Below are 25,183 nucleotides of genomic sequence, written 5' to 3'. Positions count from 1 at the left end.
GTAACAAAAACATCGTGCTTGTGGTTAAAAAGTAACACAGGCAAGAGTGCCTGTGTGGAATCATCCGTAGGGGCAGACATATATGCGTCTGCTCAAAAGAGTGAATGGCTGAGGCAGGGTGAACAACAGAGGTTTATCTTTGCAATAAAGAAACTTGTTTATTATAAGATGTGATGAGGTAGTATAACTGTTTTTATACACATTAGTTTCGTTTGAGTACTTGTTTATTATCCATTTCTCTCAGTAGTAATGTTAAAGGTACCTTGTTAATTATAGGTGGGACACATTTGTACTGTTTAATTAAAGATAATATGCTAATTCACAAATGTAGAGAAATAAACGAGAAAAATAAATTTTTAAAATTACCTGGGTTAATTTACATTATTTATGGTGTAGGGGAAAGTGTTATAAAGTTACAGTAGGTATGCAAGGTAGTATGTGAAGGGAAACAGAATTTTGCTAACATAACTTAAATTGCCTGTTATCTGCTGGGCTATTTCCTGCACAGGGTTTACGAAAGACAAGGAGGGTAAGTACATAAGACATAATGTGTATACATTTGGATTGTTATTCTTAGTATGTTATTTTATTTGCAAATGGTCTTATTATTCATCCTTTCTTTTTTTTTGTTTTTTTATTGTCCTTATTTTTCTTTTATAATACCTATTTTATGATACTTTGATATGGTTTAATCAGAGGTTTCAAATAGATAATGAGATTTAAACTTAATACAAGGAAGTAAGATATGAATCGACATATGTATGTAGGTTATGTTTTTGTAGTGTTTTTAGTTGCTTTGTCTGGTGTGTCTACTTTTTCGGATGGTCAGGAGTGGATATATAGGGAGTTTACAGAAGCGAAGCCGGAATTTTCTCCTGTGCCTATATGGTGGTGGAGTGGGGGTAAAGTAACGAAAGAAGGGATTACATGGCAATTGCAGGAACTGGTAAAAGGGGGTATTCATAATGCCATTATCTTGAATTTAGCTCCATCAGGTCCGTTGTATGGCAGTGCTCCTGATGACCCATTGTTTCTGACAGATGAATGGTGGGATTTATTTGCATATACACTTCAGGTGGCAAAACAGGTTGGAGTACGAATTTGGTTCTATGACCAACTGGGATTTTCAGGTGCAGGTTTACAGGCACGCGTGGTCCGTGACCATCCGGAATACCGAGGGATTGCCCTTAAACGATTTGTAAAAGAGGTAACGGGACCCGGTACAGTAACCATAGAAACACCAGCAGAAGGAAATCCTCTTGCTCTGTTCCGTTCGGAAAAGTTGGTTGAAGAAGTTGTTTCCTCAAATAGTGCACCCAACTGGATTTGGGGGAGTAAAAACACAGAAGACACTCCGCATGTATATTTTCGACGAACTTTTGAATTAACCGAACTGCCTCCAAAAGCAGTTGTAACAATTTCCTGTGATAATGGCTACGAACTTTATATTAATGGAAAACGGATTGGGAATGAATTGGTTTATGATACCGATGGATGGGAAACTGCGGAAGTATTTGATGTTCTACCTTACTTACAAGTAGGTAAAAATGTGATTGCTGTGCATGGGACAAATTTAGGTGGTCCCGGGGGCTTAATTTTCTCATTACGGATGGGGGATAAAGCCCTGTTAAGTGATGATCAATTTCGGACAGCACTGGAAGAAATTCCGAACTGGTTGAATGTAGATTTTAATGATAGTGGCTGGAAATCCGCAGTTGTTATAGGTCCTTCAGGTTGCCAGCCATGGGGTCCTGTAAAAAATATTGATGGGGGAAAAGCACTGCATGCACTTGGAACACCTGTTGTTCGGGTTATCCGTATTCCGATAAATATTTCGGAACGAAATTTTACAATAGAAGTTCCGGAAGGAAATTATCAGATGGAACTTTTTTATACAGTCCCTGGGGGGTTCGATTATCATAATCCATCGGCGTGTCACGCACTGCTGGATATACTTCATGGCGAGATAGAACGTCGTTTTCCTGATGAATTAGGCAAAACAATTGCGGGGTCATTCCAGGATGAATTTCCACCTACTCCGCGTTTTTCTTATCTCTTTGTAGATGAATTTAAGAAGCAGAAAGGTTATGATATACTCGATTATTTACCGGCCTTGTTTGAGGATGTAATAGACCATTTTGGGAATGAAAATGCACCGAACACGGTAAAAGTTCGCTGTGACTCTGCGGATATATCTGCTACTTTAGCAGAGGAAGCCTTTTTCATCCCGCTGTATCAATGGCATGAAAAGTACGGGATGCTTTGTGGTTATGACCAGACTGTTCGAAATGCAGATCCGTTCCGCGGGGAATCCTATTATGTGGATTACTTCAAAACGATGAGGCATTTTTCTGTTCCAGGCAATGATATGGATGGCGACTGTAAACCCCATCAATCCATAGCAGATTTATATAAGAGACCCCGTGTATGGGCAGAAGTATTCCATTCCAGCGGTTGGGGACAGACTATAGAGGAGATTGCGGTATTATTTCATCCATGGTTACTCAATGGAGCTACTTTGTTCGATCCACATGCTATCTATTATTCGATACATGGTTCGTATTGGGAATGGGCACCTCCTGACACCGGTTGGAGACAACCGTATTTTGTTCATTACAAAACATTGGCAGATTACAATGCCCGCCTTTGCTGGCTTTTATCGCGGGGAAATCATAAGGTAGAAGTGGCGGTTCTTCATCCCGCTACGACGACACATGCATATATAGGCTACCAAATTGACCTACCTACTGCGAAGCACGTAGCGGATACTTACTGGCATGTACAAAATTATCTGCGCAAAAATCATATTGACTATATCATTATGGACGAGGATTCTTTATCTCAAACAGAGGTAACTGCAGAAGGGGTAAAAATTCACGATCTTACCTTTAAATTGTTTATCCTACCTTCTACTCAGTTTTTGCGTTCGACATCTGTAGAAAAGTTATCCCGGTATGCGAGTCTCGGTGGTGGAGTGTATATTTACGGTTTTCCACCGGAGCAAATTTCTGATTTAATACAGGTAAGTGATGAGCAACGCAATGCTCTGTTAACTCTTCGTGAGAAGGGGCAGGTTATTTCTGATTTAGAAGGATGGGCAATGCAGTTGCGTTCTACTGCTTATACATCTACAGCGGAATCGGTTCCTGTACTGGAAAGAGATGTAGAGAATAAACCGTTCTATTTTGTTATGTCAGATGAAGGAACACCCGCTACATCGCGAGCACGGTTTGATATCAACAAACGTGCATTGTATGAAACTCCTTCTGCAAAATGTGAGGTAATGCAATTGACTTTAAATCGGGAAGGCATCCCTGAATTCTGGAATGCAATTACTGGTAATGTAGAGACGATCTGGAATTACTCTATCGAAAGTGGAAAAACGAAGGTCGCTGTGGATTTATCTCAGACACCGGCACCGCTTATCAGTGTTCGTAATAAATCTGAACAAGATTTGGACGAGATTCAATCTGAGTTGAAAATATTGTCCTGTAAAGAGGAACAGGGACAAATTCAACTAACTGCCATGCCATTCTTTAATAAGATAAATGGTCAGCCTGTCAGTCAAACTATTCGCGTTCGTAAAGGGGAACAACAACGCGAAACAACTGTGGAAGTTCCACCGACTATAGAAAAGATATATGAAGGTCCTCTTCCATTTCAGTTAATTCCCACTTGTGATAACAAGGATGGCAGTTTCGCATATCCCCCCTCTGAAGGACCTATTCCTGTAGAGACACGGGCGTTCAAAGGGCAGGTAGAAAAGGATAGTAATATAGATTGGCTCAATCCTGATTATGACGATTCTACATGGGAAATGGTGCTTGCTTCATTTGGTCCGCGGGCACGATGGAAAGGACCTTTAACGCTACCTGAAAATACAACTCTGGATAATCTGCAACAGGTTCCGGACCTCGATGGAGAATGGAAAAACAGTGAATATTCCCTGAAATTAGGTATTAATGAGGACCCCGTATTTTCCAGTGCTTTAGGAGGAAAAGGACGAATTCCGGAAGAATTTATTGATTTGGGGAAAGTGAATAAAGGAAAGATTTTCCATATTCAGTGTTTTGTAGAATTACCTCCGGAAGGAGTCCCTGCTGACCAGCGGTTGAATGCAATCCTACGTATCGGTGCTACTGCTAAAAAGAAAGTATTTCTGAATAAAATTCCTGTAGTGGGCGAAGGGAGTGGAGATGAACGAGTGTTCAAGGGGAAAGTGCAGTTATCGTATGGTGTTAATGTTGTAGATGTTTTTGCGGAAAGTATTGTTGATGGTCGGTTGAGGCTTTATATCCATTTTATGCCGGAGAGCGAAGATATTTCCTCGCCGGAATGGATATGGAGCAATACACCCAGCCCAACTGGCAGAACAAAATTTGTACGTACCTTTGAGATTCCAGCAGAGGTTGTATCTGCTAAAATGGTTGTGGCTTTGGGAGATATACACCAGATTTTTATAAATGGACAAAAAATTTCAGACCAGGGGAACTTTGACCCTTACTTTACGAGTCGTGCGGAACAATATGACATCAAACCGTATTTGAAAGTTGGTGAAAATAATATAGAAATAATTGCACGCGATATTGATACCCAAACAGGGCTTTTACTGGATTTGGATATTCAATTAACCGATGGTAAAGAGATCGTTATTGTGTCTGATGCTAACTTTAAGTGTATTCCTGATCCGATATTTGATGGCCAGGCGGTTCCTGTAAGGTTATTACCTCAACCAGCACATGGATATATGGGTGATCCGGCATTACTACTTATCAAGCAAAGACCCCACCCACTGCCTTTTGCAGGCTGGCTACAAAACCAACCGGAGCCACCAGAACCGTTCAACAAGCTGGTTTTCTTCCCATCAACAGATATACCGGCTCCGTATCGGTTCCGTTTTCTGCTTCCGCCGGGTGCTAAATCTATGACCTTAAAATGTATGGGAAAATTAGAGTGCTGGATTAACGGTTCACAGCTACCTATTGAAGGAGTAGGGCCTATCTATAAGATAACCCTTCCCGAACCCGAATCCCCACGGCGAGTTGCATGTCTGCGAATTGAAACGAAACGAGGCTTCGAAAAAGGCTCTGCCATTTTAGAACCGATTACCTATGAGATGGGAGAAGGAAATATTCCATTAGGTTCCTGGGACGAGTTAGGTTTACTGCATTACTGTGGTGGTATGGAATATCAACTAACAGTAGATGCCCCTGCAGAACCCAATCGAAAGGTATATCTCAATTTAGGTCGTGTTCGTGGCACAGCAGAAGTGTTTGTGAATGGTGTCTCGTGTGGGATACGGGTCTGGCATCCGTATTTATTCGATATTACATCTGCATTAACACAGCCGACTAACGATGTGCGTATCCGTGTCTTTAATACTCTCGGTCCCCACTTTGCTCTCGGGCATCCCAGTGCTCATGTTTATGAAGGGCATACTAAATCTGGTATTTTTGGGCCTATTCGTGTTTTGCAATTGCCTGTGATGGAAGTGAAGTTATAGGTTGTCTAAAAATTAATTTTAGGGAAGAGTTTTGGATGATATGTCGGACGTATCAGACGAGTCGGACGAGTCGAAGGGGTAAATTATTTTGTTTCCTGGGGAATGTTTGTTATAACACGTTCAGATTGTTTTTGTGGTCCATCGGTATGATAAATAACCTGTCCTGTGATAGTTTTATCGCCAGTAGAATCCGCTTTTACATTAACTTCGTAGCTTAGCGTCGTAGGGAATTCAGGTACAGCCACCCAAACAAATTGTAATGTTCCAGTATCTCCTTTTTTTGGGATAATCGGTGGTGCTGAGTTGCTTGTAATTCGCTCAAATTCAAATTGTGGTGGTAACATTTCTACGAGAGCCATGGCTGTTACAGGAGAGGGACCTGAGAAATTGATAGTATCTGTAATCTCTAATTTTGAGTTTGGAGTATATTTTGCTGGTTTAATTTCTCGTGTTAGGGTCATACTTTCCGTGGCTTGTTTTTCAGCGGGAGTTGTGGTGGTGGCTTGTGATTTTGCTGGTTTTTCTTGTGTAGCGTCTGGTTGCATTTCTTCGGATTTTCCTGAAGGTGATGTGTCTGCACTTTGTGGTGTTGCTGTGTCTGATGGAACGACAGGTGACTTTACAATTTCTGTTCTCATTTCTCCGCCATCTGCACGGTATAGGGTTTGTCCTTGTATTTCTCCGGGTTCTTTAAATTCTTTTGGCACACGTACGCGATAGGTGAATGATGTTGGAAACGATGGAATATTAAACCAAGCGAACTCTAATAATGGTGTTCTCCCTTTGGGCGGGGCTAAATCGGGTTTTGTTCCATCGACAACAGAATCGAAAGCCCATCCTGTTGGTAGGAGTTCTTGAATTCCTAATGCACGGACTGTTTTTGTTCCTTCTTTTTCGAGAATGACAGTAATATCTATAGTACTCTCTGGCTTGGCACCTCCACCTCCTTTAACTTCACGTAGCATTTTGATTTTACAATCAGGTTCACTGATAGGTTCACGGAACTCTGGTGCGGGGACTTTTAAGGGGGGAGTTTTGGGTTGTGTTGTTGAGGCTGATTGTGTAGGAGGTTTTACAGCTGTGGTTGAAGGTACTGTTGTCGTTGTCGTTCGAGGAGGGGTTGGATTTTTTGCCGCCTTAAAAACGATATAGCCTGCAGATAAAAATAAAGCAATTATTAAGGTTATGATAAATCCGATAATTGTTGAGCGTTCCATATTCTTTAACCTCTATATAGTTAAAATACTATCTTTGCTGTTTTGTATTACAAGTATAGTATTTTTGTATTTGCGTATGCGAATTTGTTTAGCGAACAGAAGTTGTTGGCACAAGAGATTGATAACCGTAGTGCATCATTAGGTGGTCTAACAAAATACATGCTAAAAATGCTTCTGCGACAGGCCAGACCCGAGCCACAATAGTTGGGTCTCTACGGGTTACCGCTTTGAGTGTTGCGTTTTCTCGGCTTACTTTATCGATGGTTTCCTGATCCTTAGCGATAGTTGGTGTTGGTTTTACTGCGAGCCGTGCAATAATATCCTGTCCTGTGCTTAGCCCTCCTGTAATCCCACCAGCGTTATTACTTTTGAAGATAACTTTCCCATCTTGAACTCGCATCTGGTCGTTACACTCTGAACCTTTCATATCTTTGACTGCATAACCTGCACCTACTTCAACGGCTTTAACTGCACCGATACTTAACATGCGACCTATTTCACCATCCAATTTGCGGAATACAGGCTCTCCTAATCCGACAGGCACTCCTGTTGCAACAACTTCTACTAACCCGCCACTGGAATCACCCTCATCACGGATTTGTAAAATTCGTTTTTCCATTTCAAATGCGGTGTCGACATCTGGGCAATTCATAGTGAAATGGATTCCATATTCTTCGCGAATTTGCTGGACATCTACGACGGGTGCCTGTTCACGAATTTCAAGTAGTTTTTGTTCCAACTCTGCGATGACTGCCATTTTATGTAGGAATCTCATTTGAGGTGTTATTCTGCCTTCTTTGAATACCCAGCGGTATATGGGGTCATATTCCCGCCGAACCATGCGGAAGGTATCTACTTTCTTTTTGGCTTCTTCTAATGGGACATCACTTGCCTTAACACCTGCGGCTTCTTTTACATAAGCGAATACATCAATTCCATGTTGTTTCAATACTTTCTTTGCAACGGCACCTGCTGCCACAATGGTTGAGGTATATCTGCCACTAAAAAATCCTGCTCCAATGGCATCATCCCAAATACCATATTTAATGAATGATGCGTACGAAGCATGCCCAGGACGTGGAGTTCGATTGGTGACCTGGTATTGCTCGATATGCTCTAAATGGCGGTCTACATTGGGGATGAGGATAACAACGGGTGTTCCATTTGTATAACCTGCATTTTGAAAACCAGGCATAGTATCCGCAGTATTAACCCCACTATAAATAATAGGCACGTCTGCTTCGCGTCGCGGTGATGCTAATTCGCTTTGGCCAGGTTTTCGGACAAGTAATGATTCATATATTTCAGCTTCTTCCAGGAAATAGCCTGGTGGCATACCTTGAATAAATGTGGTTAGACCTTCTTGATAACTCCCACCGGCTACAGAGACCTGAAACATGCTCCCGAGAGTGCAACCCAACATAACTTTCTCCTTTCATGCCAAATTTTAACACTTTAAGTATTTAATTGTGAGTTTATTATTTTGCCAGTAATTTAATAATGTTGTCAAAACATTACAGCACTTAGAATTTACTTTCTAAGAATTTCCAAAAATTTCCTCCAAACCAATTGGAGATATCACGTTTTACATCTGAAGGAGTTACTTTCCATCCTGTAGCTACGATTTTACCATATTGCTCTGTTAGGACTTTTAATAGAATGTTACGGGTATGTTCCCATTTATATATTACCTGTTCGAGCACACGGGCATCGGAATGTTGAGGGATGAAGGTTGTGCCTAATAATTCAATCCGCATTGTGGTAATTTCCTCAATTAAACTTGGATTGTTCAAAAACCACCAACATCCGAAGGGCATGAGGTTACGGAATTTACGTGCGGTAACACATGCGGAATGCATATTTTCACGTGATAACATTGTAAACATAAATTTGTTTTGTGGATATTTTTCGCAAAGGCTTTCTATGGGTCGTAGAGACGCCATTCCGACGCTATCCCCTGCCAGTTTTAATTCTGGATTTACACTGCGGGTAACTCCAAGCATAAGTGCTAATGGGATATTGAAGAAGCGTGTTACAGGTAGAATTGCCTGCTCGAGAATAATCCCACGATGACTATGCTCAGGGAAGTCGAACTGCGGAGGTAGAGATACGGCGACATAGACGGGTTTTATCTTTTGTATCCAATCGCTGACGAAGCGACGAATTTCAGATAGGGTTTCTTCTGTGAGATTGGCATCTACGGAATATCCCAATGACTGAAGTAGTGGGTATGTTTCTATCCATCGCAGAATGAGGGTGTCTAATCGAAGAGAGGTGAGAAACCTTGAATCCAGTTCCATTGATGACATCCAATAATCTCTTTCAATTGGGTCAAATGGGTCATTGGTCATAACCACAGTTTTGAGGTTTGCTACTTGAAACACATGGTTGACATGGTCAGACAATGTTTGTTGAGAGAACCATTCCCGATAGGCATTTAAATCTTTCTCTGTTGTATCAAGTCCAAGCCGATTTAACACGGTGAGCACTCCACGGCATGCTTCGCTAATCGGTGTGCGGTCAATAAATAAGGCTTGCCAGATTAACTGTGCTTGTTCTTTCTTTGACATATTCCAGAAACTGGAATAAGGTATCTCTGTAGTTCTGAAGAATTCCGCTACTAAATAATGATATGTTAGTAATTCATCTATACCCCATAATAAAAGAGTTCCGAATGATGGTGAGAAGAGATGTGTATGAATATCTGTTATAGGTGTTTCATCGAAAATGGTTTTTATGACTTTTGTTAGTTCATGTGTCTGAAGAGGCTGTTCGTTATGTAGTTGTTCAGACATATTTTAATACTCCTAATATGTGTTCATAATTTGAAAACTTAATATTTTATCTGTTATCGAAGTAAAAATCAAATAACTGTTTTGTTGTCTATTTTCCATAATAGTTCCAAATTTTATATTATATACGATAATGGTTTTTAATCGATAGAAAGAATTCGAATATTTTATAGTTTAGGTGTTTTTAATAAGAATATGCATGAATTAAGTATCATCGAATCCCTAATTGAACAATTGGAACAGATTCAAAAAGAGACGGGAAAAGGTAATATTATTCGGATAGATTTGCGAATAGGTCGTTTGGAACATATAAATCAGGAAACGTTTCGATTTATGTTTGAGCAAGCCAAGGCAGACACATGTGCAGAGCATGCTCATCTGAATCTTATTATTGACCCTTTGAAAATTAAGTGTCGGAGTTGCCATCTGGAATTCGAACCTGATGATGGGATTTGGATTTGCCCTGAATGTGGAGCCATTGGTGGTGAAATTCTCCAAGGGACAGAAGTCATACTTGAGTCGGTTATTTTTGAATAAAATTTGTTATAAGGAATAGTTTATGAAAGTAGATGTAGTGCAAAAAGTGTTAAAGGCTAATGATGATATTGCCAAATTGGTGCGTAGCCGTTTTGATGAACATCATGTATTCTGTATAAACATGATAAGTGCCCCTGGTTCTGGTAAAACGAGTTTGATTGAATCTGCGTTAAAGCATGGGCTTTCGGGTGTCCGATTGGGTGTTATCGAAGGAGACCCTGAGACGACACGAGACGCAGAACGAATCGCAAAATATGAGATACCTGTTGTACAGATTAATACTGCGGGGGGGTGTCACTTAGAATCTCAATTAGTTTTGCAAGCCCTTGATAAATTACCTTTGAGTGAAATCGATTTGCTTATTATTGAAAATGTAGGGAATCTGGTTTGTCCTGTCGGATTTGATTTGGGTGAGAGGGCACGGGTAGCAGTGGTGAGTGTTACAGAAGGACATGATAAACCCTTTAAATATCCAAAGCTGTTTCAAACTGCGAATCTTGTGATATTGAATAAAGTAGATTTGCTTCCGCATGTCCCGTTCGATGTGGATGAATTTACGCAAGGCATTCAGGCTATTCAGCCTGGAGTTCCGATACTTCATGTTTCATGTACTCGGGGTGATGGTGTTGGGGCATGGGTTCAGTGGTTAATAGAAAGGATTTCTGCTGGTACTAAGAATGAAATGTAATTCTGATTGTTCGAGAATTGGTATTCTTGTTAAGGGAGCAGTACAGGGAGTAGGATTTCGTCCATTTGTATATCGTATTGCACATAAACACAATGTGTCGGGTTTTGTTCAGAATCGGCTGGATGGTGTTTATATTGAAGTGCAGGGAGGAAAAGAGACCATAGAAAAGTTTATATCGGATTTACATGCGAAGTATCCGAAGCATGCAAAGATTGAAGACACTAATACTATACAGTTAGAAATTAAGGAGCATGAGGAAGGGTTCCGTATACATGTTAGTGATTTACATGGGATTGTTCGCACACGAATACTTCCTGATATTGCAACATGTCCTGATTGTTTACGAGAAATGAACGATCCCAATGACCGCCGATATCAATACCCATTTATAAATTGTACGCTTTGCGGGCCACGATATACCATTATAAAAAGAATGCCTTATGACCGAGTCAATACTTCAATGGCTCATTTTCAAATGTGTTCTGATTGTCGGAAGGAATATGAAGACCCTTCTAATCGTCGATTTCATGCGGAACCTATTGCCTGTCCTGTCTGTGGACCACATGTTTATTTATGTGATGCTCAGGGAACAACCATCGCTGAGAAGGATGATGCGATAGATAAGACGATTCAAGCTATACGAGAAGGGAATATTGTCGCAATAAAAGGGTTAGGCGGATTTCATCTTGTTGTAGATGCAATGAATGGAGAAGCGGTAAAACAATTGCGTTTGAGGAAACATCGAGAAGAGAAGCCATTTGCTTTGATGTATCCCTCTCTGGAAGAACTTAGGAAAGATTGTATCCTTTCAGAAATAGAAGAGGGGGTACTTACTTCATCCGAATCGCCGATTGTACTTGTAAAGAAACATTATGATAGTTTGCGGATTGCATTAGAGGTTGCTCCAGAGCAAGACCGACATGGCGTTATGCTTCCTTATACACCACTCCATCATATTTTGTTATCTCGATTAAATAGTCCTATTGTTGCTACCAGTGGGAATCGTTCTGATGAGCCTATATGCATTGATGAGTATGAGGCTTTAAATGCTCTTTCGGGAATTGCAGATTATTTCCTTGTGCATAATCGTCCTATTTTGCGTCATGTGGATGATTCTATTATCCAGGTAGTATTGGAAAAGCCAATTGTTTTGCGTCGTGCACGTGGTTATGTCCCACAACCTGTTTATATTTCTGAAGCACATTCTTTTCCTGTGTCTCCGATACTTGCGGTAGGTGCACATCTTAAAAATACGGTGGCAATTTGTTCTGAGAATCAAGTCGTAATTAGCCAGCATTTAGGTGACCTTGAAACGCAAAAGGCAGTTCGAGGATTTTATCAGTCATGTCATATTCTTACTACGCTTGTGGAACAGACACCTGAGTTACTTGTTGCTGATGCTCATCCTGATTATGCCAGTACGTATTGGGCTCAACAGCAAGGGAAACCTATAGTTTATGTTCAGCATCATATTGCCCATGCCCTTTCAGTTATTGCAGAAAAAGGAGTTTCATTGCCTGTGTTTGCAGTATCGTGGGATGGTACGGGTTTTGGATTAGACCATACGGTATGGGGTGGTGAATTTTTCATAATCACGGAAACAGAAGTTCAACGGTGGGGGCATTTTCGGACGTTTCCTTTGCCTGGTGGAGATAAGGCTGTGCGTGAGCCGAGACGTTCTGCGTTAGGTATTCTTTATGAGATATATAGAGAAAATATTTTTCAAATGAGTAATGATATTGTGTCCCTTGTTATGTCTGCATTTACGGATACAGAATGTAAAGCACTGAAACAGATGCTAAGGAATCGAATAAATACACCTTTAACCAGTAGCGTAGGTAGACTGTTTGACGCAATGGCTATGTTTTTAGGTTTGCGTGCTGTTTGTTCGTATGAGGCACAGTCTGCTATGCAGTTAGAGGTTTTAGCACGAAAAGCAATACCTTATCCCTTACCAGATGTGCCCTTTACACTTCGGAAAGAAGATAATGAAGTACTTATTGACTGGCAACCTATTTTCGAATATGTATTCAATAACATGAAGGAGGTTCCGCCAGAGATATTAGCATTCCATTTTCACCAATATTTGGCACAATATATTCGCAAAGCAGTAGAGATGGTAAATATAAAAAATGTCGTTATTAATGGAGGTTGTTTTCAAAATAGACTATTGCTCGAATATACTTATAATATTCTTTGTGATGATTACAATGTATTTTTTGCGGAACAGATTCCACCTAATGATGGTGGTATTTCGTTAGGGCAAGTGTATTATGCATTGAAATATCATAATATAAATATGGAGAAATGAGAAATATGTGTTTGGCTATTCCTGGAAAAATTATTAGTATTGACCATAGTGACCCGACATTACGTATGGCAAAGGTTCAATTTGGCGGTGTAATTAAGGAAATATCACTTGCTTTAACACCTGAGGCATGTGAAGGTATGTATGTTTTAGTGCATGCTGGGTTGGCTATAAACATAGTTGATGAAGATGAAGCAAAAATGATACTCGCAGAGTTTGAGAATGTGGATGTAAGTGAATCAGAAGGATAAAGGATTGATGAAATACATTGATGAGTATCGAAACCCTGCTATTGCGCAACAGATTATCAATGAGATTAAACATATAGTAACGAGAACATGGAATATCATGGAAATCTGTGGTGGTCAGACCCATGCTATTTTAAGGTTTGGGATTGACCTTGCATTATCGCCAGAGATAAATTTAATTCATGGTCCTGGGTGTCCTGTTTGTGTTACGTCTGTTCAGAAAATAGACCAGGCTATCTATATTGCCCAGCAACCTAACACGATTCTTTGTAGTTTTGGTGATATGCTTCGTGTGCCAGGTTCACAAACTTCGCTCCTATCTGTGCGTGGTCGGGGATGTTCAGTTCAGACAGTATATTCGCCGTTAGATACTATCCGAATTGCAGTTCAAAATCCGAATAAGGAAGTGGTGTTTTTTGCAGTGGGTTTTGAGACCACAGCACCAGCCAATGCTATGGCGGTTAAGAAAGCGAAGGAACTGAGTTTGAAAAATGTATCTTTACTTTGTGCTCAAGTATTAGTGCCACCTGCTATGGTAGCCTTACTGTCTGACCCTTATTGTCAGATTCATGGGTTTTTATCTGCTGGACATGTTTGTACGGTTATGGGATACCATGAATATGAACCAATAGCAGAGACATATAAGACGCCCATTGTTGTTACTGGTTTTGAGCCTGTTGACCTATTATTAGGGATAAAGAAATGTGTGCAATTGCTTGAACAAGGTAAGTATGAGGTACAAAATGCCTATCCTCGGGCAGTAAAAAGAGAGGGAAATATTCCAGCCCAGCGATTAATTCATGAAGTTTTTCAGCCTTGTGACCAGCATTGGCGAGGTTTGGGGGTTATTCCCAACAGCGGTTTAAAGTTGAGACCAGAGTATGCTGAATACGATGCAGAGACAAAGTTTGACCTCTCTAAAAATGAAGGTTTGGAACATGTATCTATATGTATTGCAGGGGAAATATTACAGGGTAAGAAGAAACCTATTGAATGTCCTGCATTTGCAAAGCAATGCACACCTGAGAATCCATTAGGTGCTCCCATGGTATCTAATGAAGGTGCTTGCTCTGCTTATTATCAATATACAAGGCATAATAACGCACAACAGTAAATAAAGGGAAAAATATGGATAACAATTTTAAACAGCCATTATCATGGGGATGTCCGATTGACCGAGTTGAATATGGCAAAATTGTATTGGCTCATGGTGGAGGAGGGACTCTTATGCATCAGCTTATTAAACATGTTTTTGAACCTGCGTTTGCTAATCCCTTCCTACAGCAACACCATGATTCGACTATTTTAGATATGGATGGGATTCATCTCGCATTTACAACGGATTCTTTTGTTGTAAAGCCGTTGTTTTTTCCAGGGGGAAACATCGGGAAATTGGCAATTTGTGGCACAGTTAATGACCTTGCTATGGCTGGTGCCTGTCCTATGTATATTAGTGTAGGATTTATTTTGGAAGAAGGACTGGATATAAGGACACTTCAGAAGATTGTTGATACGATGAAATATGAAGGGGACTGTGCTGGTGTGAGTATTGTGACAGGTGACACTAAGGTTATTGAGGGCAAATCTGGGGATGGAATGTATATAAATACCAGTGGGATTGGCATTGTTCGTCAGGAACCACCACCATCTCCGTTTCAAATCCAGCCAGGAGACCATATCCTTATCAATGGTGATATTGGCAGACATGGTTTGGCGGTATTGAGTGCACGCGAAGAGATTCATTTTGAACCGCCATTAGAAAGTGATTGTGCCTCTCTTGGAACGATTATACTTGCAATGTTTGAGAATAATATCCCAGTACATTGTCTCAGGGATTGTACTCGTGGGGGGTTAGCCTCCGCACTAAATGAACTTGCTCAAGATAGCCAGCTAACCTTTATTATTGATGAAAATCAAGTCCCAATCCGTGATGATGTTCGAGGTGCCTGTGAGATATTAGGACTTAATCCTTTTTATGTTGCGAATGAAGGGCGATTTATTGCATTTATACCACAGGAATTTGTTTCTGAAACATTACAGTTATGGAAAGACCTTGAGCCTGAATCCATCCCGAAGGACATAGGTGTTGTTGTTGATAATCGTAATACACCTGTTATCCTGAAAAATACGATAGGAATAGAAGTTTCTTTGCCTATGCTTAGTGGTGAACAACTTCCACGGATATGTTGAAAGATTAAAGAATTTTACTTGCTTTTTACGAATTTTTATGGCATAATGTAATTAGGAAAAATTGAATATTAAGGGAGAGTCTAAGAGAGACAACCCCTGATGAGTTTTGCGGGAACTGCCGTAAGAGTTTCGAGACAAGTCCTGAGTAGGACTGTTCGGGCTGAGTGTATAGCCCGCTAATAACCAGCGAAACCAGGCAGGTCCCGCTCTTTTTTTGTTTATGAATACGATTCCCATTTTGTAGGTTTATTGTTTATTCCTATCATTAAAGGGGTTTATAATTAAGACAAGACCTTCATGGAGGAGATTTTTCATGAGTATTCAATTTGAGAAAGTAAAAAAAGATGTTCTCCCCCCTGAGAGTGAACTTTTATATAAAGAAGTCCAGAAGTTTACACAATGGTGGCTTTGGTTGATTATAGGTGGTGCGGTATTATTTCAAATAGTAGTTATTGGAAATGCAATTGTAACCCAATTAATTTTTGGTCAACCCTGGGGGGATAAACCTATGTCAGATGTAGGTTTGATTTTTTTTGTTTTGTGGGTTACGTTCGTTTTTTCGTTTGTTATAGCCCTTTTTTTGGTGCTTCGGCTTGAAACTTGTGTTTATTTAGATGGGATATATATTCGGTATTTTCCGTTTCATTATAAATATCGTAAGATTTCATGGGATAAGTTAGATGAAATTGTTGGAAAGAAATACCATCCTGTTATAGAATACGGAGGTTGGGGTATTCGTTGGAATTTTAGGTCGTGGGCATATACGGTGAGTGGAAACACGTGTGTAGAATTAAGGAAAGGAAAGTATAAAATTGTGATAGGAACCAAAAAATTGGACGAGATATTACCTGCTCTTGACAAAGCACAAAATCTTTATATGGCACAAAGTTATATGAGTTAACTTATCTATTATCGGAGGAGATGTATGGGTTTAAGGTTTAATAGTTTTTTAGGGTTGGTTGTCTTTTTTTTAGTAGCATTTTTGTTGAGTGAGAATAGAAATAATATCCGCTGGAATGTTGTAGTATGGGGTTTTGGTCTTCAATTCTTTTTTGCTCTGTTATTATTACGAGCGGATTGGTTGGTACTGGTTCCCAATGGAGTATTAAATGGTATTGACAGTATATTGGGAACAGATTTTTTCCCTACCATATCGCCACGTATCGGAATTTATCTTTTTGAGTGGATAAAGAAAGGGTTTGATTTGATAACCGAAGCCAGTGGTGCAGGAGCACAATTTTTGTTCGGTAGTCTTACTGAGTTTTTTATTTTAGATAAAGCCATGGTTCAGAATGCAGAAGGTCAACTTGTACCTACCCAACCGTTTGTTGTAAGTGCAGTTGTGGCCTTTAAGGTGTTACCAGTTATTATTTTTGTTTCAGCATGTTCTGCTATCTTACAGCATTTAGGGATAATCCAGAAAATCGTAAAAGGTCTGGCATGGCTTATGCAGAAATCGATGAAGACATCAGGGGCAGAAACATTTACCACAGGATTGCTTGTATTTTTAGGAATTGAATCAATGAGTGCAGTGCGTGGATATATTGAGAACATGACTCGTTCGGAGTTATTCACCATCATGACTGCATTTTTAGCGACTATTGCTGTAAGTGTAATGGTAGCATACGCAAATTTTGGAGCAGAGCCTGGGCATCTCATAACCGCTTCTATTATGAGTGCACCCTCTGCGATTGCATTTGCAAAGATACTTATTCCAGAGACGGAGACACCACGAACTACTGATGTTAAATCTGTGGATGTTCCAATAGAGACACAAAATATTTTTGATGCGGCTTCGCAAGGTGCGAGTATAGGATTAACTATGGCGTTAAATGTTGGGGCGTTACTTATTGTATTCGTCGGCTTGATTCATCTTTGCGATACTATTACCGTGAGTGTAACAGGTAAAACTCTCAGTCATCTGTTAAGTTACTTGTTTTTACCTTTTGCTTACCTGATGGGCGTTCAAACAAAGGACATCAGTGTTATGTCAGAACTATTGGCGGTTAAATCTGTGTTCAATGAATTTCTGGCTTATCAGCGATTTCAGGTATTAATAGAAAACAATATGGTTACACATCGGACTTTAGTGATAGCAACTTATGCTCTTTGTGGTTTTGCGAATCCAGGGAGTTTGGGAATTATGATTGGAGGGATTTCTGCATTAGCACCGCAACGTCGTGCAGAAATTGCAACAATGAGTATCAAAGCGTTTATTGCAGGCACACTGGCTTGTTTTTCAACCGCATGTATTGCAGGAATTATTTCTTCTTAATGATGGTTAGTTATAAAACAAATATTAATAGGTAGGGTTTCATAGTGATGTTAAAGAAAAAGAAAACGCCAAGAGTATTAACTATAGCAGGTAGTGATTCAGGTGGTGGTGCAGGCATTCAGGCAGATTTAAAAACAATTTCAGCATTGAATTGTTATGGAATGTCTGCAATTACAGCAATTACTGCCCAGAATACGATTGGAGTGTCTGCGGTACATCCAATTCCTCCTGATATTGTAAAAGAACAAATTGAAGTAGTGATGCAGGATATTGGTGCAGATGCGATAAAAACAGGCATGCTTTGGGGAAGTGACACAATTCGGGCAATACATGATGCGTTAAGTTCCTTTTCGGACTTCTATCTCGTTATAGACCCTGTGCTTGTGGCAAAAAGTGGTGATTTATTATTACAAAGAGAGGCATTAGAAACACTTCTGGAATTCCTTGTTCCGCAAGCATGGATTATTACTCCAAACTTGCCAGAATTGAGAGAACTTACGGGTATAGAGCCCGAAAATGAAGAATCATTACTTCGTTCTGCGGAAGTACTTTTGGAAAGAGGAGCACGGTATGTGTTAGTTAAAGGAGGGCACGCTAACGGGAAAATAGTAACGGATTGGTTGATTTCGAACGATGGGAACGTTAATCATTTTTTATCTCAGCGAATTGATACAAAAAACACTCATGGCACAGGTTGTACACTTTCCAGTGCTATTGCGTGTTATCTTGCTCACGGCTTGCCAACTATAACTGCAGTAGAACGTGCTATACAATTTGTCCACAAAGCGATAGAAACAGCCCCATCATTAGGACATGGACATGGACCTTTAAATCACCTCTGGCGAAACAAACCGATTTGATAATTCTTTAGATTATTTATATCAAATTTGACTTATTTTATTTCTATAGTTATAATAGTGAAAAGATGTTCAGTATGGCTGTTAATTGAGGTGATATGATATGTCTGAACGTGAACTTACACAACGGCAAAAAGAGGTGCTGGATTGTATCCACGATTTTCAGGAACGGATGAATTATTCCCCTTCAATTTTAGAGATATGCGAACGGTTAAAAATTCGGTCGACAAATGGGGTAGCGGGGCATATACGTGCTTTGATACGGAAGGGATATTTAGAACGTTCGTCTAAGGCACGAACATTAAAATTAACACCTAAAGCCCAATGGTTTCTGGAACCCTCCAAAACACGAATGGTACCTTTGTTAGGCAGAATTCCCGCTGGTTTTCCTGTTTCTGTGGAGGCAAATATTGAAAAACTTATCCCTCTGGGGTTTGAACGGAAAACAGATGGGGTCTATGCTTTACGAGTAACTGGTGAGAGTATGATTGAGGATGGGATATTCGAGGGTGATATTATTTTCGTGGATTCAAAAAAGCAACCTTGTAAAGGCGATATTGTAGTAGCATTAGTAGATGGTGAGGTTACAGTAAAGAGATTTTTCCCCGAAGGGAAATATGTTGAACTTCGACCAGCCAATAGGAAAATGAAACCGATTCGTGTTCCTTCCCATAGATTTCTACTACAAGGGGTTGTTATTGGCTTACAACGGAATTACGATTAGTATCTCTAATTAAAACATTTTTGACATTTATTTCTTTCCTTTTATGAAACTAATACAGGGGAAAGACTGTCTTTATTTCAAATTCACTAATAATTAATTTACCTTAGGATTATGGCAATGGAAGGATTGTCAAGAAGAAGTTTTAGCGGTTTTAATGGTATAGCAGTTATAATTCTTTTTTTATGGGGGTTATATTCTATTTATGATTGCTGGTCTCCTCCTGTAGTTCCTGCAGATGCTCCACAGGATAAATTTTCAGCAGAGCGTGCTATAAAACTTCTGGAATACCCGACGACGATGATACACCCCTTTGGTTCGCAGGAAGATGCAAAGGTTCGAGAATATCTTGTTCAGAAACTTCGACTGTTAGGAGTAGAACCTGAGGTATATACAGGGTATGTGGAGCATTCGTCAAAACATGGTTATAATAGTGTGGAACGAGTAGATAGCGTTATGGTTGTATTGCCAGGCTATGCTCCGACACGGTCTATTCTACTAATGGGGCATTACGATTCTACACCTTATGGGGTAGGCTGTGCGGATGATGGTTCTGCGGTGGCGACAATGTATGAAACCTTGCGGGCTTTGCTACACAGTGCACCATTAAGAAACGATGTCATTTTCCTTTTTACAGATGGTGAAGAAGCTGGACTTTTAGGTCCAAAAGCGTTTTTAAAACATCCTCTTTTTGAAACGGTTGGTTTGTGTTTAAATTTTGAAGCACGGGGACATTACGGTCCATCTATGATGTTCCAGATGAGTAATAATAACTCCTGGCTAATACAAGAATTTGCTAAAGTGGTTCCTTATCCCCGTGCCAGTTCGATGATGTTTGAAGTTGCGGGGAAAATGCCGACAAGTACAGATTATTATGTTCTGAAACCTAAAGGTGTTCCAGGGTTCGATTTCGCATTTGTCGGGGGTATTCGTTATTACCACACTCCTAATGATAATATTAACCATATTTCTCTTCGTTCTTTACAACACCATGGAGAATATGCTTTACCTTTGGTAAAACATTTTGGTAATCTTGATTTATCTCACTTAAAAATTGGTTATCCCTTTGAAGAGCCTATAAATAATAGTATCTATTTTCCGTTGCCTGGTAACCGATTGATAACCTACTCAGAGAAATGGATATTACCCTTATTAATTATGGCAATTATATTCTACCTCGTTATGCTTTTTTTTATGCGGTTGTTCTGGGGAATTCGAATTCGAGATGTCATTATAAATTTCGTGCGAAATGTGGTACATACCTTATTAATAATTGGTTTACTCGGTGGTTTAATAGGATTGACGTTCCTTGTATATAAGCATTACATTGTTTATTATGAACTTACTTACTTTGTTGTAGGTTTATTAACAACGTTAGGGTTGTTTCTTATCTTTTTGCCTGTTATTTTTGCACGGTTTGACCCCCATGTATTTTTTGCATCAGCATTATTGCCATGGCTTGGTTTGTCCATATATTCCAGCATAGCGACACCCACTGCGAGTTATATCGCTGTATGGATATTGCTTATAGGAAGTGTCTGTGGAATTATTTGTTGTTTCCCCTATATCCCCCAGAAATGGCAACGGAGTTTTGTTTGGCTCTCTTTCTGGACACTAATACCGACACTTGTAACTATGTATTTCGTTGCTCCATTTCTTATTTTAGGTGTTCAAACCCTTACCCCGATATTTATTCCACTATTAATGATATTTCTCATTCTTATCCTTTATCAGTCTGTAGGGATTGTGCAGAATTTTGTTCAGGATAAGAAGACCTGCTATCGTTGGGGGCTGGTTTTGTTAATAGCAGGGCTTCTTGTGTATGCATACCCTATGTTATTCTTCCGTTTTACAAAGGAAACTCCTAAAACAAATCATTTATGTTATGGATTAGATTGGGATACGGGAAAAGCATGGTGGATGTCACGTGATGTAGAATTAGATGAATGGACAGAACAGTTTTTCAAGGAAGATGTACAATTTAAAAGACCTGAACCATTCACGGGTGATAATATTATAATTCGCTTTGCTGAAGCACCTATTGCAAGTTATCCACAGCCTCTTTTATCCGTATTGGAAGATAAGACAGAGGGAGATGTTCGGCACCTCAAGATTTCTGTGGTTTCATTGAGGAAGTCAGTAGAGATGCACCTTACATTGAGAGGTGAGTTGGAGGTTTTGTCAGCGAAAGTAAATGGTAAGGACTTTGAACGTTCAGAAGGGAAAACTATTCAGGATTGGCATTTTAATTATCGTGGTTTCCCTGGGGAAAATGGACTTACCTTAGAATGGAGGTTAAAACATAAACAGCCGTTGACCCTCGAAGTTATCGAGAAAAGTTATGTAATACCCCCTATTGCGGGAATTGAAATGTCTCCACGACCTGATTATATGATTGCGGAACCGAATACTGTTGAGTGGTGGAAACCCTTCCGAAGTAATGCTATTTATACTCGAAAAATCTTTGCTCTTAATTAAAAAATTTTATGATAAATAGTATTTTTGTCTGATGAAATGAAAAGTAGCACAGGTATTTTGCCTACGATGTAGGTTTTAGTCCTGTGCTACTTTGTTTTATGCTTTACTTGTTAATTTCCTGCTCCTACTACTGCGGGAGGATGGAAGAAGAGTAAGAAAGCAATTGCACAAGCAACTGTTAATACACAGGGTATCAAGAAAATTGGACGCCATTTGAAATTTCCCTCAGCATCCTTGAAAAAGTCTAAGATAATTCCTGTAAATTGTGTGCCTATGAAGTTGCCCAATCCTAATGTTGCAACTGCAATAAGAGCCTGAGCGGAAGCACGAATATCTGGTGGGGCTACTCTATCTACGAACATTTGACCTGCAAAGAAGAAGAAGGTGTAGCCAATACCATGGAACGATAGAGAAGCAATGACCAGCCATACAGGTTTCATCATTGCAAAAATGACATAACGTAAGGGCCAGGCAATTACACCAATCACCAGAACCCATTGAATCCCTAATTTTGCCATTGCAAGAGGAAGAAGTACTGCCATACCAACTATTTCAGCAATCTGGGCTATTGTCATAATGGCTGGCACATTGGAACTACGGACACCGATATCTTGCAGGAATGGTGCGGTAGGTACATAGTAGAATTGCAATTCTGTAGTTACTATGAAAGAGATAATTAAGAAAACAAGGAAATACGGCTCTTTCATTAATTGGAATGCTTCTAAGAACGCTAAAGGATTTCCTGGTTTGTCTGGTGGTGGGGTATGAGGTAAAGTAAAGCAGTATAAACCTAAAATGACGGACATAATCCCAGCAATTAAGAGGCAGTCAGAATATTTTTTATTGCTTTCTGCTCCTGCCATATTCCGCATTACAGTTAGTAACCAACCCGCGGCTATCCAGCCAATAGTTCCCCAAACACGAATTCGTGGAGCGACTACGTCTGGATTTGTAATGTTACTGAACATGAGAGAATTTACCAGTGCTAACGTGGGGGCATAAAGTAATGAATAGATAAACATTAAAATTAACAATGGCGTAAACTTACGTTGATAGGCGGCATATAACAGACAGATACCACCGATAAGATGGACTCCCCCAAGGAAATATTCAGTGGCAAGATAACGGTCTGCGATTTGCCCACCTAAAAATGGTGAGATGATACATGCAAGCCATAAAGTTGCATATATCCAACCTGTTTGTTTGCCAGATAATTTTAAATCGTTAATTAGATACGATGCTAACACGGGTGCCCATGCTCCCCAAACGGCGAATTCAAGAAACATCATGGCACTTAAACGTAAATACAAGACGGTATCAATTCCCACGGTTCCATCTCCTTATATTGAGGGTTATTATTTTTTGAGAGTAATTACCTCAAACGTTGCGACTTTATCATATCATATTTGAAAAGGATTTTTTAAAATAGTAAACTTAATATTAAACATTTGAACTAAAAGGGAAAATAAAAGCCATTATGAACTATTTGCTCAAAGAATTGATAAAGGGAACTTATCCACCGCGTCTTATTGCCTGTTCTGGAAAGGGTTTTTCTCAAAGAGATATTGTAGAGGCGGAGAAGTATGGAGCCATAGCCTTTGAACTGCGGTTTGATTTACTTCAAAAAGAATATACATCGGAGTTTGAGAAAATCCTCACCAAGAATTTAGCCACTTTAGATGGTAAAAAAATCGTAATAACCGCTCGCTCGAAGAGAGAAGGTGGATTTTTTAGTGGAACCAAGAAAGAGAGAGAGTCGCTATATTTAAGATATTTGAAGCATGTGTTTGCAGTTGATATTGAACTTGCTGAGCTATCTCAGCATGAGAAACTATTGGATAATGTTAAACAAGAAGGGAAACTTATCATCGGCTCATATCATAATTTTAAGACTGTGCCTCCTCTGAAAAAATTACATCAGCTTGTAACCATTGGTAAAAAATATCAAGTGGATATAGTTAAGATAGCTGGATATGCAGACCATCCAAAGCAATTATTGCCACTATTGCAGTTCCAATGTGAAGGAGAAATGCCTCTTTCGCTGATGACGATGGGGAAAACAGCATTATTCTCGCGTGTTCTTTTTGCGAATATCGGATCTGTTTTTACGTATTCAGCAATAGGCACACCAACTGCACCTAACCAGCCTACTTGCAAGCAAATTTACAAATACACTAAAATGTTTTTCCCAGAAAAGGAACAAGTTGTTGGGAAGGTATTAAATAAAACAAATATACTAAATGAGGGTTAACAACATTATGCAAAAAGCGGTTATTATTCAATCCAATGGTACTGGCAAGTATGACCTTGAAAATTTGCTGAGGCAGGGGTGGAAAGTAGTCTCTGTCACTGCTAACAATAGCCACAGTTATAATGATTTTCTAATTATTCTCGAAAAGAAAGAGGACGATAAGACTGAAAAGCCTGAAAATTAATTCAGGGTAGATGTGCCTAAACATATTTAAGAAGTGTGATGAAGAGTCTTTTCTGCGGATTTGACGGTGTTTTTCATAAGCATCGCAATAGTCATAGGACCTACGCCACCAGGGACAGGGGTAATAGCTCGTGCTTTTTTAGATACACTTGGGAAATGGACGTCACCTATGAGGCGATAGCCTGACTTTTTGGTATTGTCTGGTATGCGATTCATGCCTACATCAATTACAACACATCCATCTCTTACCATTCTGCCTTGAATAAACTCTGGAACGCCCATAGCAGCAACAAGGATGTCAGCAGTCTTGGTTATTTGTGCTAAGTTTTTTGTTCGTGAATGACAAATTGTGACAGTCGCATCTGCCCCCACAGATTTCTGTACGAGCAAAGCTGCTAAGGGTTTCCCTACAATATTGGAACGACCAACAATAACGACATGTCTTCCCTGAATGTTGTATCCATAACGGAGAAGTAACTCCTGAATACCTGCAGGTGTGCAGGCAACAAAGCAATCCTGTCCATTTAGTAACTTTCCTTTATTTACAGGATGAAAACCATCTACATCTTTATTAGGGTCAACAGCGTTCAGAATTTTTTCTTCATCAATATGTTTTGGAACAGGGCTTTGTATTAATATCCCGTGCACTGCATTATCACGGTTTAGTTTATCTATTAATTCGAGTAATTCTGTTTCTGTTGTTTCTTTAGGCAAATCATAAGCGAAAGACTGAATTCCTAATTCCTCACATGTTTTTCGTTTATTTCGAACGTAAATCTGACTTGCAGGGTTATCACCTACAAGTACAACTGCAAGACCGGGCATAATACCTTTTTCTTTGAGTTCTAACACTTTTTGTTTTAATTCCGCCTTGATTTTTTCTGCGAGTTTAACGCCATCTAATAATTTTGGTTTTCTCGGTGTCGGCATACTCT

The 25,183-nt window shown here is 39.6% G+C and carries 19 protein-coding genes; 14 read left to right on the top strand and 5 right to left on the bottom strand.

Going from position 1 to position 25,183, the window contains the following annotated elements; all coding sequences use genetic code 11:
* Positions 1-745: 745 nt before the first annotated feature.
* Positions 746-5,503 (top strand): hypothetical protein, encoded by a 4,758-nt coding sequence (locus PLJ10_05600; protein ID HOK09121.1) that lies wholly within the window; start codon positions 746-748, stop codon positions 5,501-5,503.
* An 83-nt stretch (positions 5,504-5,586) separates the two neighbouring features.
* Here PLJ10_05600 and PLJ10_05595 read toward each other — a convergent pair whose 3' ends face one another.
* From PLJ10_05595 to PLJ10_05585, 3 genes are all read right to left on the bottom strand, one after another.
* Positions 5,587-6,720: a hypothetical protein gene (locus PLJ10_05595; protein ID HOK09120.1), complete on the bottom strand. Its 1,134-nt coding sequence runs from the start codon at positions 6,718-6,720 to the stop codon at positions 5,587-5,589.
* Positions 6,721-6,808: 88 nt separating this feature from the next.
* Positions 6,809-8,143: a chorismate synthase gene (locus PLJ10_05590; GenBank protein ID HOK09119.1), complete on the bottom strand. Its 1,335-nt coding sequence runs from the start codon at positions 8,141-8,143 to the stop codon at positions 6,809-6,811.
* A 100-nt stretch (positions 8,144-8,243) separates the two neighbouring features.
* Positions 8,244-9,515, bottom strand: coding sequence for a glucuronate isomerase (locus PLJ10_05585; protein HOK09118.1), 1,272 nt, complete (start codon positions 9,513-9,515; stop codon positions 8,244-8,246).
* A gap of 192 nt (positions 9,516-9,707) precedes the next feature.
* Between PLJ10_05585 and PLJ10_05580 the strand changes: the two genes are divergently transcribed.
* From PLJ10_05580 to PLJ10_05530, 11 genes are all read left to right on the top strand, one after another.
* The gene (locus tag PLJ10_05580) at positions 9,708-10,049 is read left to right on the top strand and encodes a hydrogenase maturation nickel metallochaperone HypA (GenBank protein ID HOK09117.1); all 342 of its coding nucleotides are present in this window, start codon (positions 9,708-9,710) and stop codon (positions 10,047-10,049) included.
* Positions 10,050-10,071: 22 nt separating this feature from the next.
* Positions 10,072-10,737, top strand: a complete 666-nt coding sequence (gene hypB / locus PLJ10_05575; protein ID HOK09116.1) for a hydrogenase nickel incorporation protein HypB — start codon at positions 10,072-10,074, stop codon at positions 10,735-10,737.
* Complete coding sequence (hypF, locus tag PLJ10_05570; GenBank protein HOK09115.1) at positions 10,727-13,048, top strand: carbamoyltransferase HypF; 2,322 nt, start codon at positions 10,727-10,729, stop codon at positions 13,046-13,048. The genes hypB and hypF overlap by 11 nt, the downstream gene beginning before the upstream one ends.
* 5 nt (positions 13,049-13,053) lie before the next feature.
* Positions 13,054-13,296, top strand: coding sequence for a HypC/HybG/HupF family hydrogenase formation chaperone (locus tag PLJ10_05565; protein HOK09114.1), 243 nt, complete (start codon positions 13,054-13,056; stop codon positions 13,294-13,296).
* Between the two features lie 7 nt (positions 13,297-13,303).
* Positions 13,304-14,407, top strand: coding sequence for a hydrogenase formation protein HypD (hypD, locus tag PLJ10_05560; GenBank protein HOK09113.1), 1,104 nt, complete (start codon positions 13,304-13,306; stop codon positions 14,405-14,407).
* Positions 14,408-14,421: 14 nt separating this feature from the next.
* A complete protein-coding gene (gene hypE / locus PLJ10_05555) occupies positions 14,422-15,483 on the top strand; it encodes a hydrogenase expression/formation protein HypE (protein HOK09112.1) in 1,062 nt (353 codons plus the stop codon).
* A gap of 313 nt (positions 15,484-15,796) precedes the next feature.
* Positions 15,797-16,384, top strand: coding sequence for a DUF6141 family protein (locus PLJ10_05550; GenBank protein ID HOK09111.1), 588 nt, complete (start codon positions 15,797-15,799; stop codon positions 16,382-16,384).
* A 24-nt stretch (positions 16,385-16,408) separates the two neighbouring features.
* Positions 16,409-17,758 carry a nucleoside transporter C-terminal domain-containing protein gene (locus PLJ10_05545; GenBank protein HOK09110.1) on the top strand — a complete coding sequence of 450 codons (1,350 nt, stop codon included), beginning with the start codon at positions 16,409-16,411 and terminating at the stop codon, positions 17,756-17,758.
* Between the two features lie 47 nt (positions 17,759-17,805).
* Positions 17,806-18,618, top strand: a complete 813-nt coding sequence (gene thiD, locus PLJ10_05540) for a bifunctional hydroxymethylpyrimidine kinase/phosphomethylpyrimidine kinase (GenBank protein HOK09109.1) — start codon at positions 17,806-17,808, stop codon at positions 18,616-18,618.
* A gap of 100 nt (positions 18,619-18,718) precedes the next feature.
* Positions 18,719-19,339 (top strand): transcriptional repressor LexA, encoded by a 621-nt coding sequence (gene lexA, locus PLJ10_05535; protein HOK09108.1) that lies wholly within the window; start codon positions 18,719-18,721, stop codon positions 19,337-19,339.
* A 117-nt stretch (positions 19,340-19,456) separates the two neighbouring features.
* Entirely contained in the window at positions 19,457-21,814 is a 2,358-nt protein-coding gene (locus tag PLJ10_05530; GenBank protein HOK09107.1) for a M28 family peptidase, read from the top strand.
* A 110-nt stretch (positions 21,815-21,924) separates the two neighbouring features.
* Here PLJ10_05530 and PLJ10_05525 read toward each other — a convergent pair whose 3' ends face one another.
* Positions 21,925-23,142 carry an MFS transporter gene (locus tag PLJ10_05525; protein ID HOK09106.1) on the bottom strand — a complete coding sequence of 406 codons (1,218 nt, stop codon included), beginning with the start codon at positions 23,140-23,142 and terminating at the stop codon, positions 21,925-21,927.
* Between the two features lie 149 nt (positions 23,143-23,291).
* Here PLJ10_05525 and PLJ10_05520 point away from each other — a divergent pair, with 149 nt between their 5' ends.
* Entirely contained in the window at positions 23,292-24,065 is a 774-nt protein-coding gene (locus PLJ10_05520; protein HOK09105.1) for a type I 3-dehydroquinate dehydratase, read from the top strand.
* Positions 24,066-24,072: 7 nt separating this feature from the next.
* Positions 24,073-24,249, top strand: coding sequence for a hypothetical protein (locus PLJ10_05515; GenBank protein ID HOK09104.1), 177 nt, complete (start codon positions 24,073-24,075; stop codon positions 24,247-24,249).
* A 26-nt stretch (positions 24,250-24,275) separates the two neighbouring features.
* Here PLJ10_05515 and folD read toward each other — a convergent pair whose 3' ends face one another.
* Positions 24,276-25,178: a bifunctional methylenetetrahydrofolate dehydrogenase/methenyltetrahydrofolate cyclohydrolase FolD gene (gene folD / locus PLJ10_05510; GenBank protein ID HOK09103.1), complete on the bottom strand. Its 903-nt coding sequence runs from the start codon at positions 25,176-25,178 to the stop codon at positions 24,276-24,278.
* Between the last annotated feature and the right edge of the window lie 5 nt (positions 25,179-25,183).

Source organism: Candidatus Hydrogenedens sp. (genome assembly GCA_035361075.1).
Lineage (GTDB): Bacteria > Hydrogenedentota > Hydrogenedentia > Hydrogenedentales > Hydrogenedentaceae > Hydrogenedens.
The sequence above is the reverse complement of the archived record's forward strand: the minus strand, read 5'-3'. Positions and strand labels throughout refer to the sequence as shown.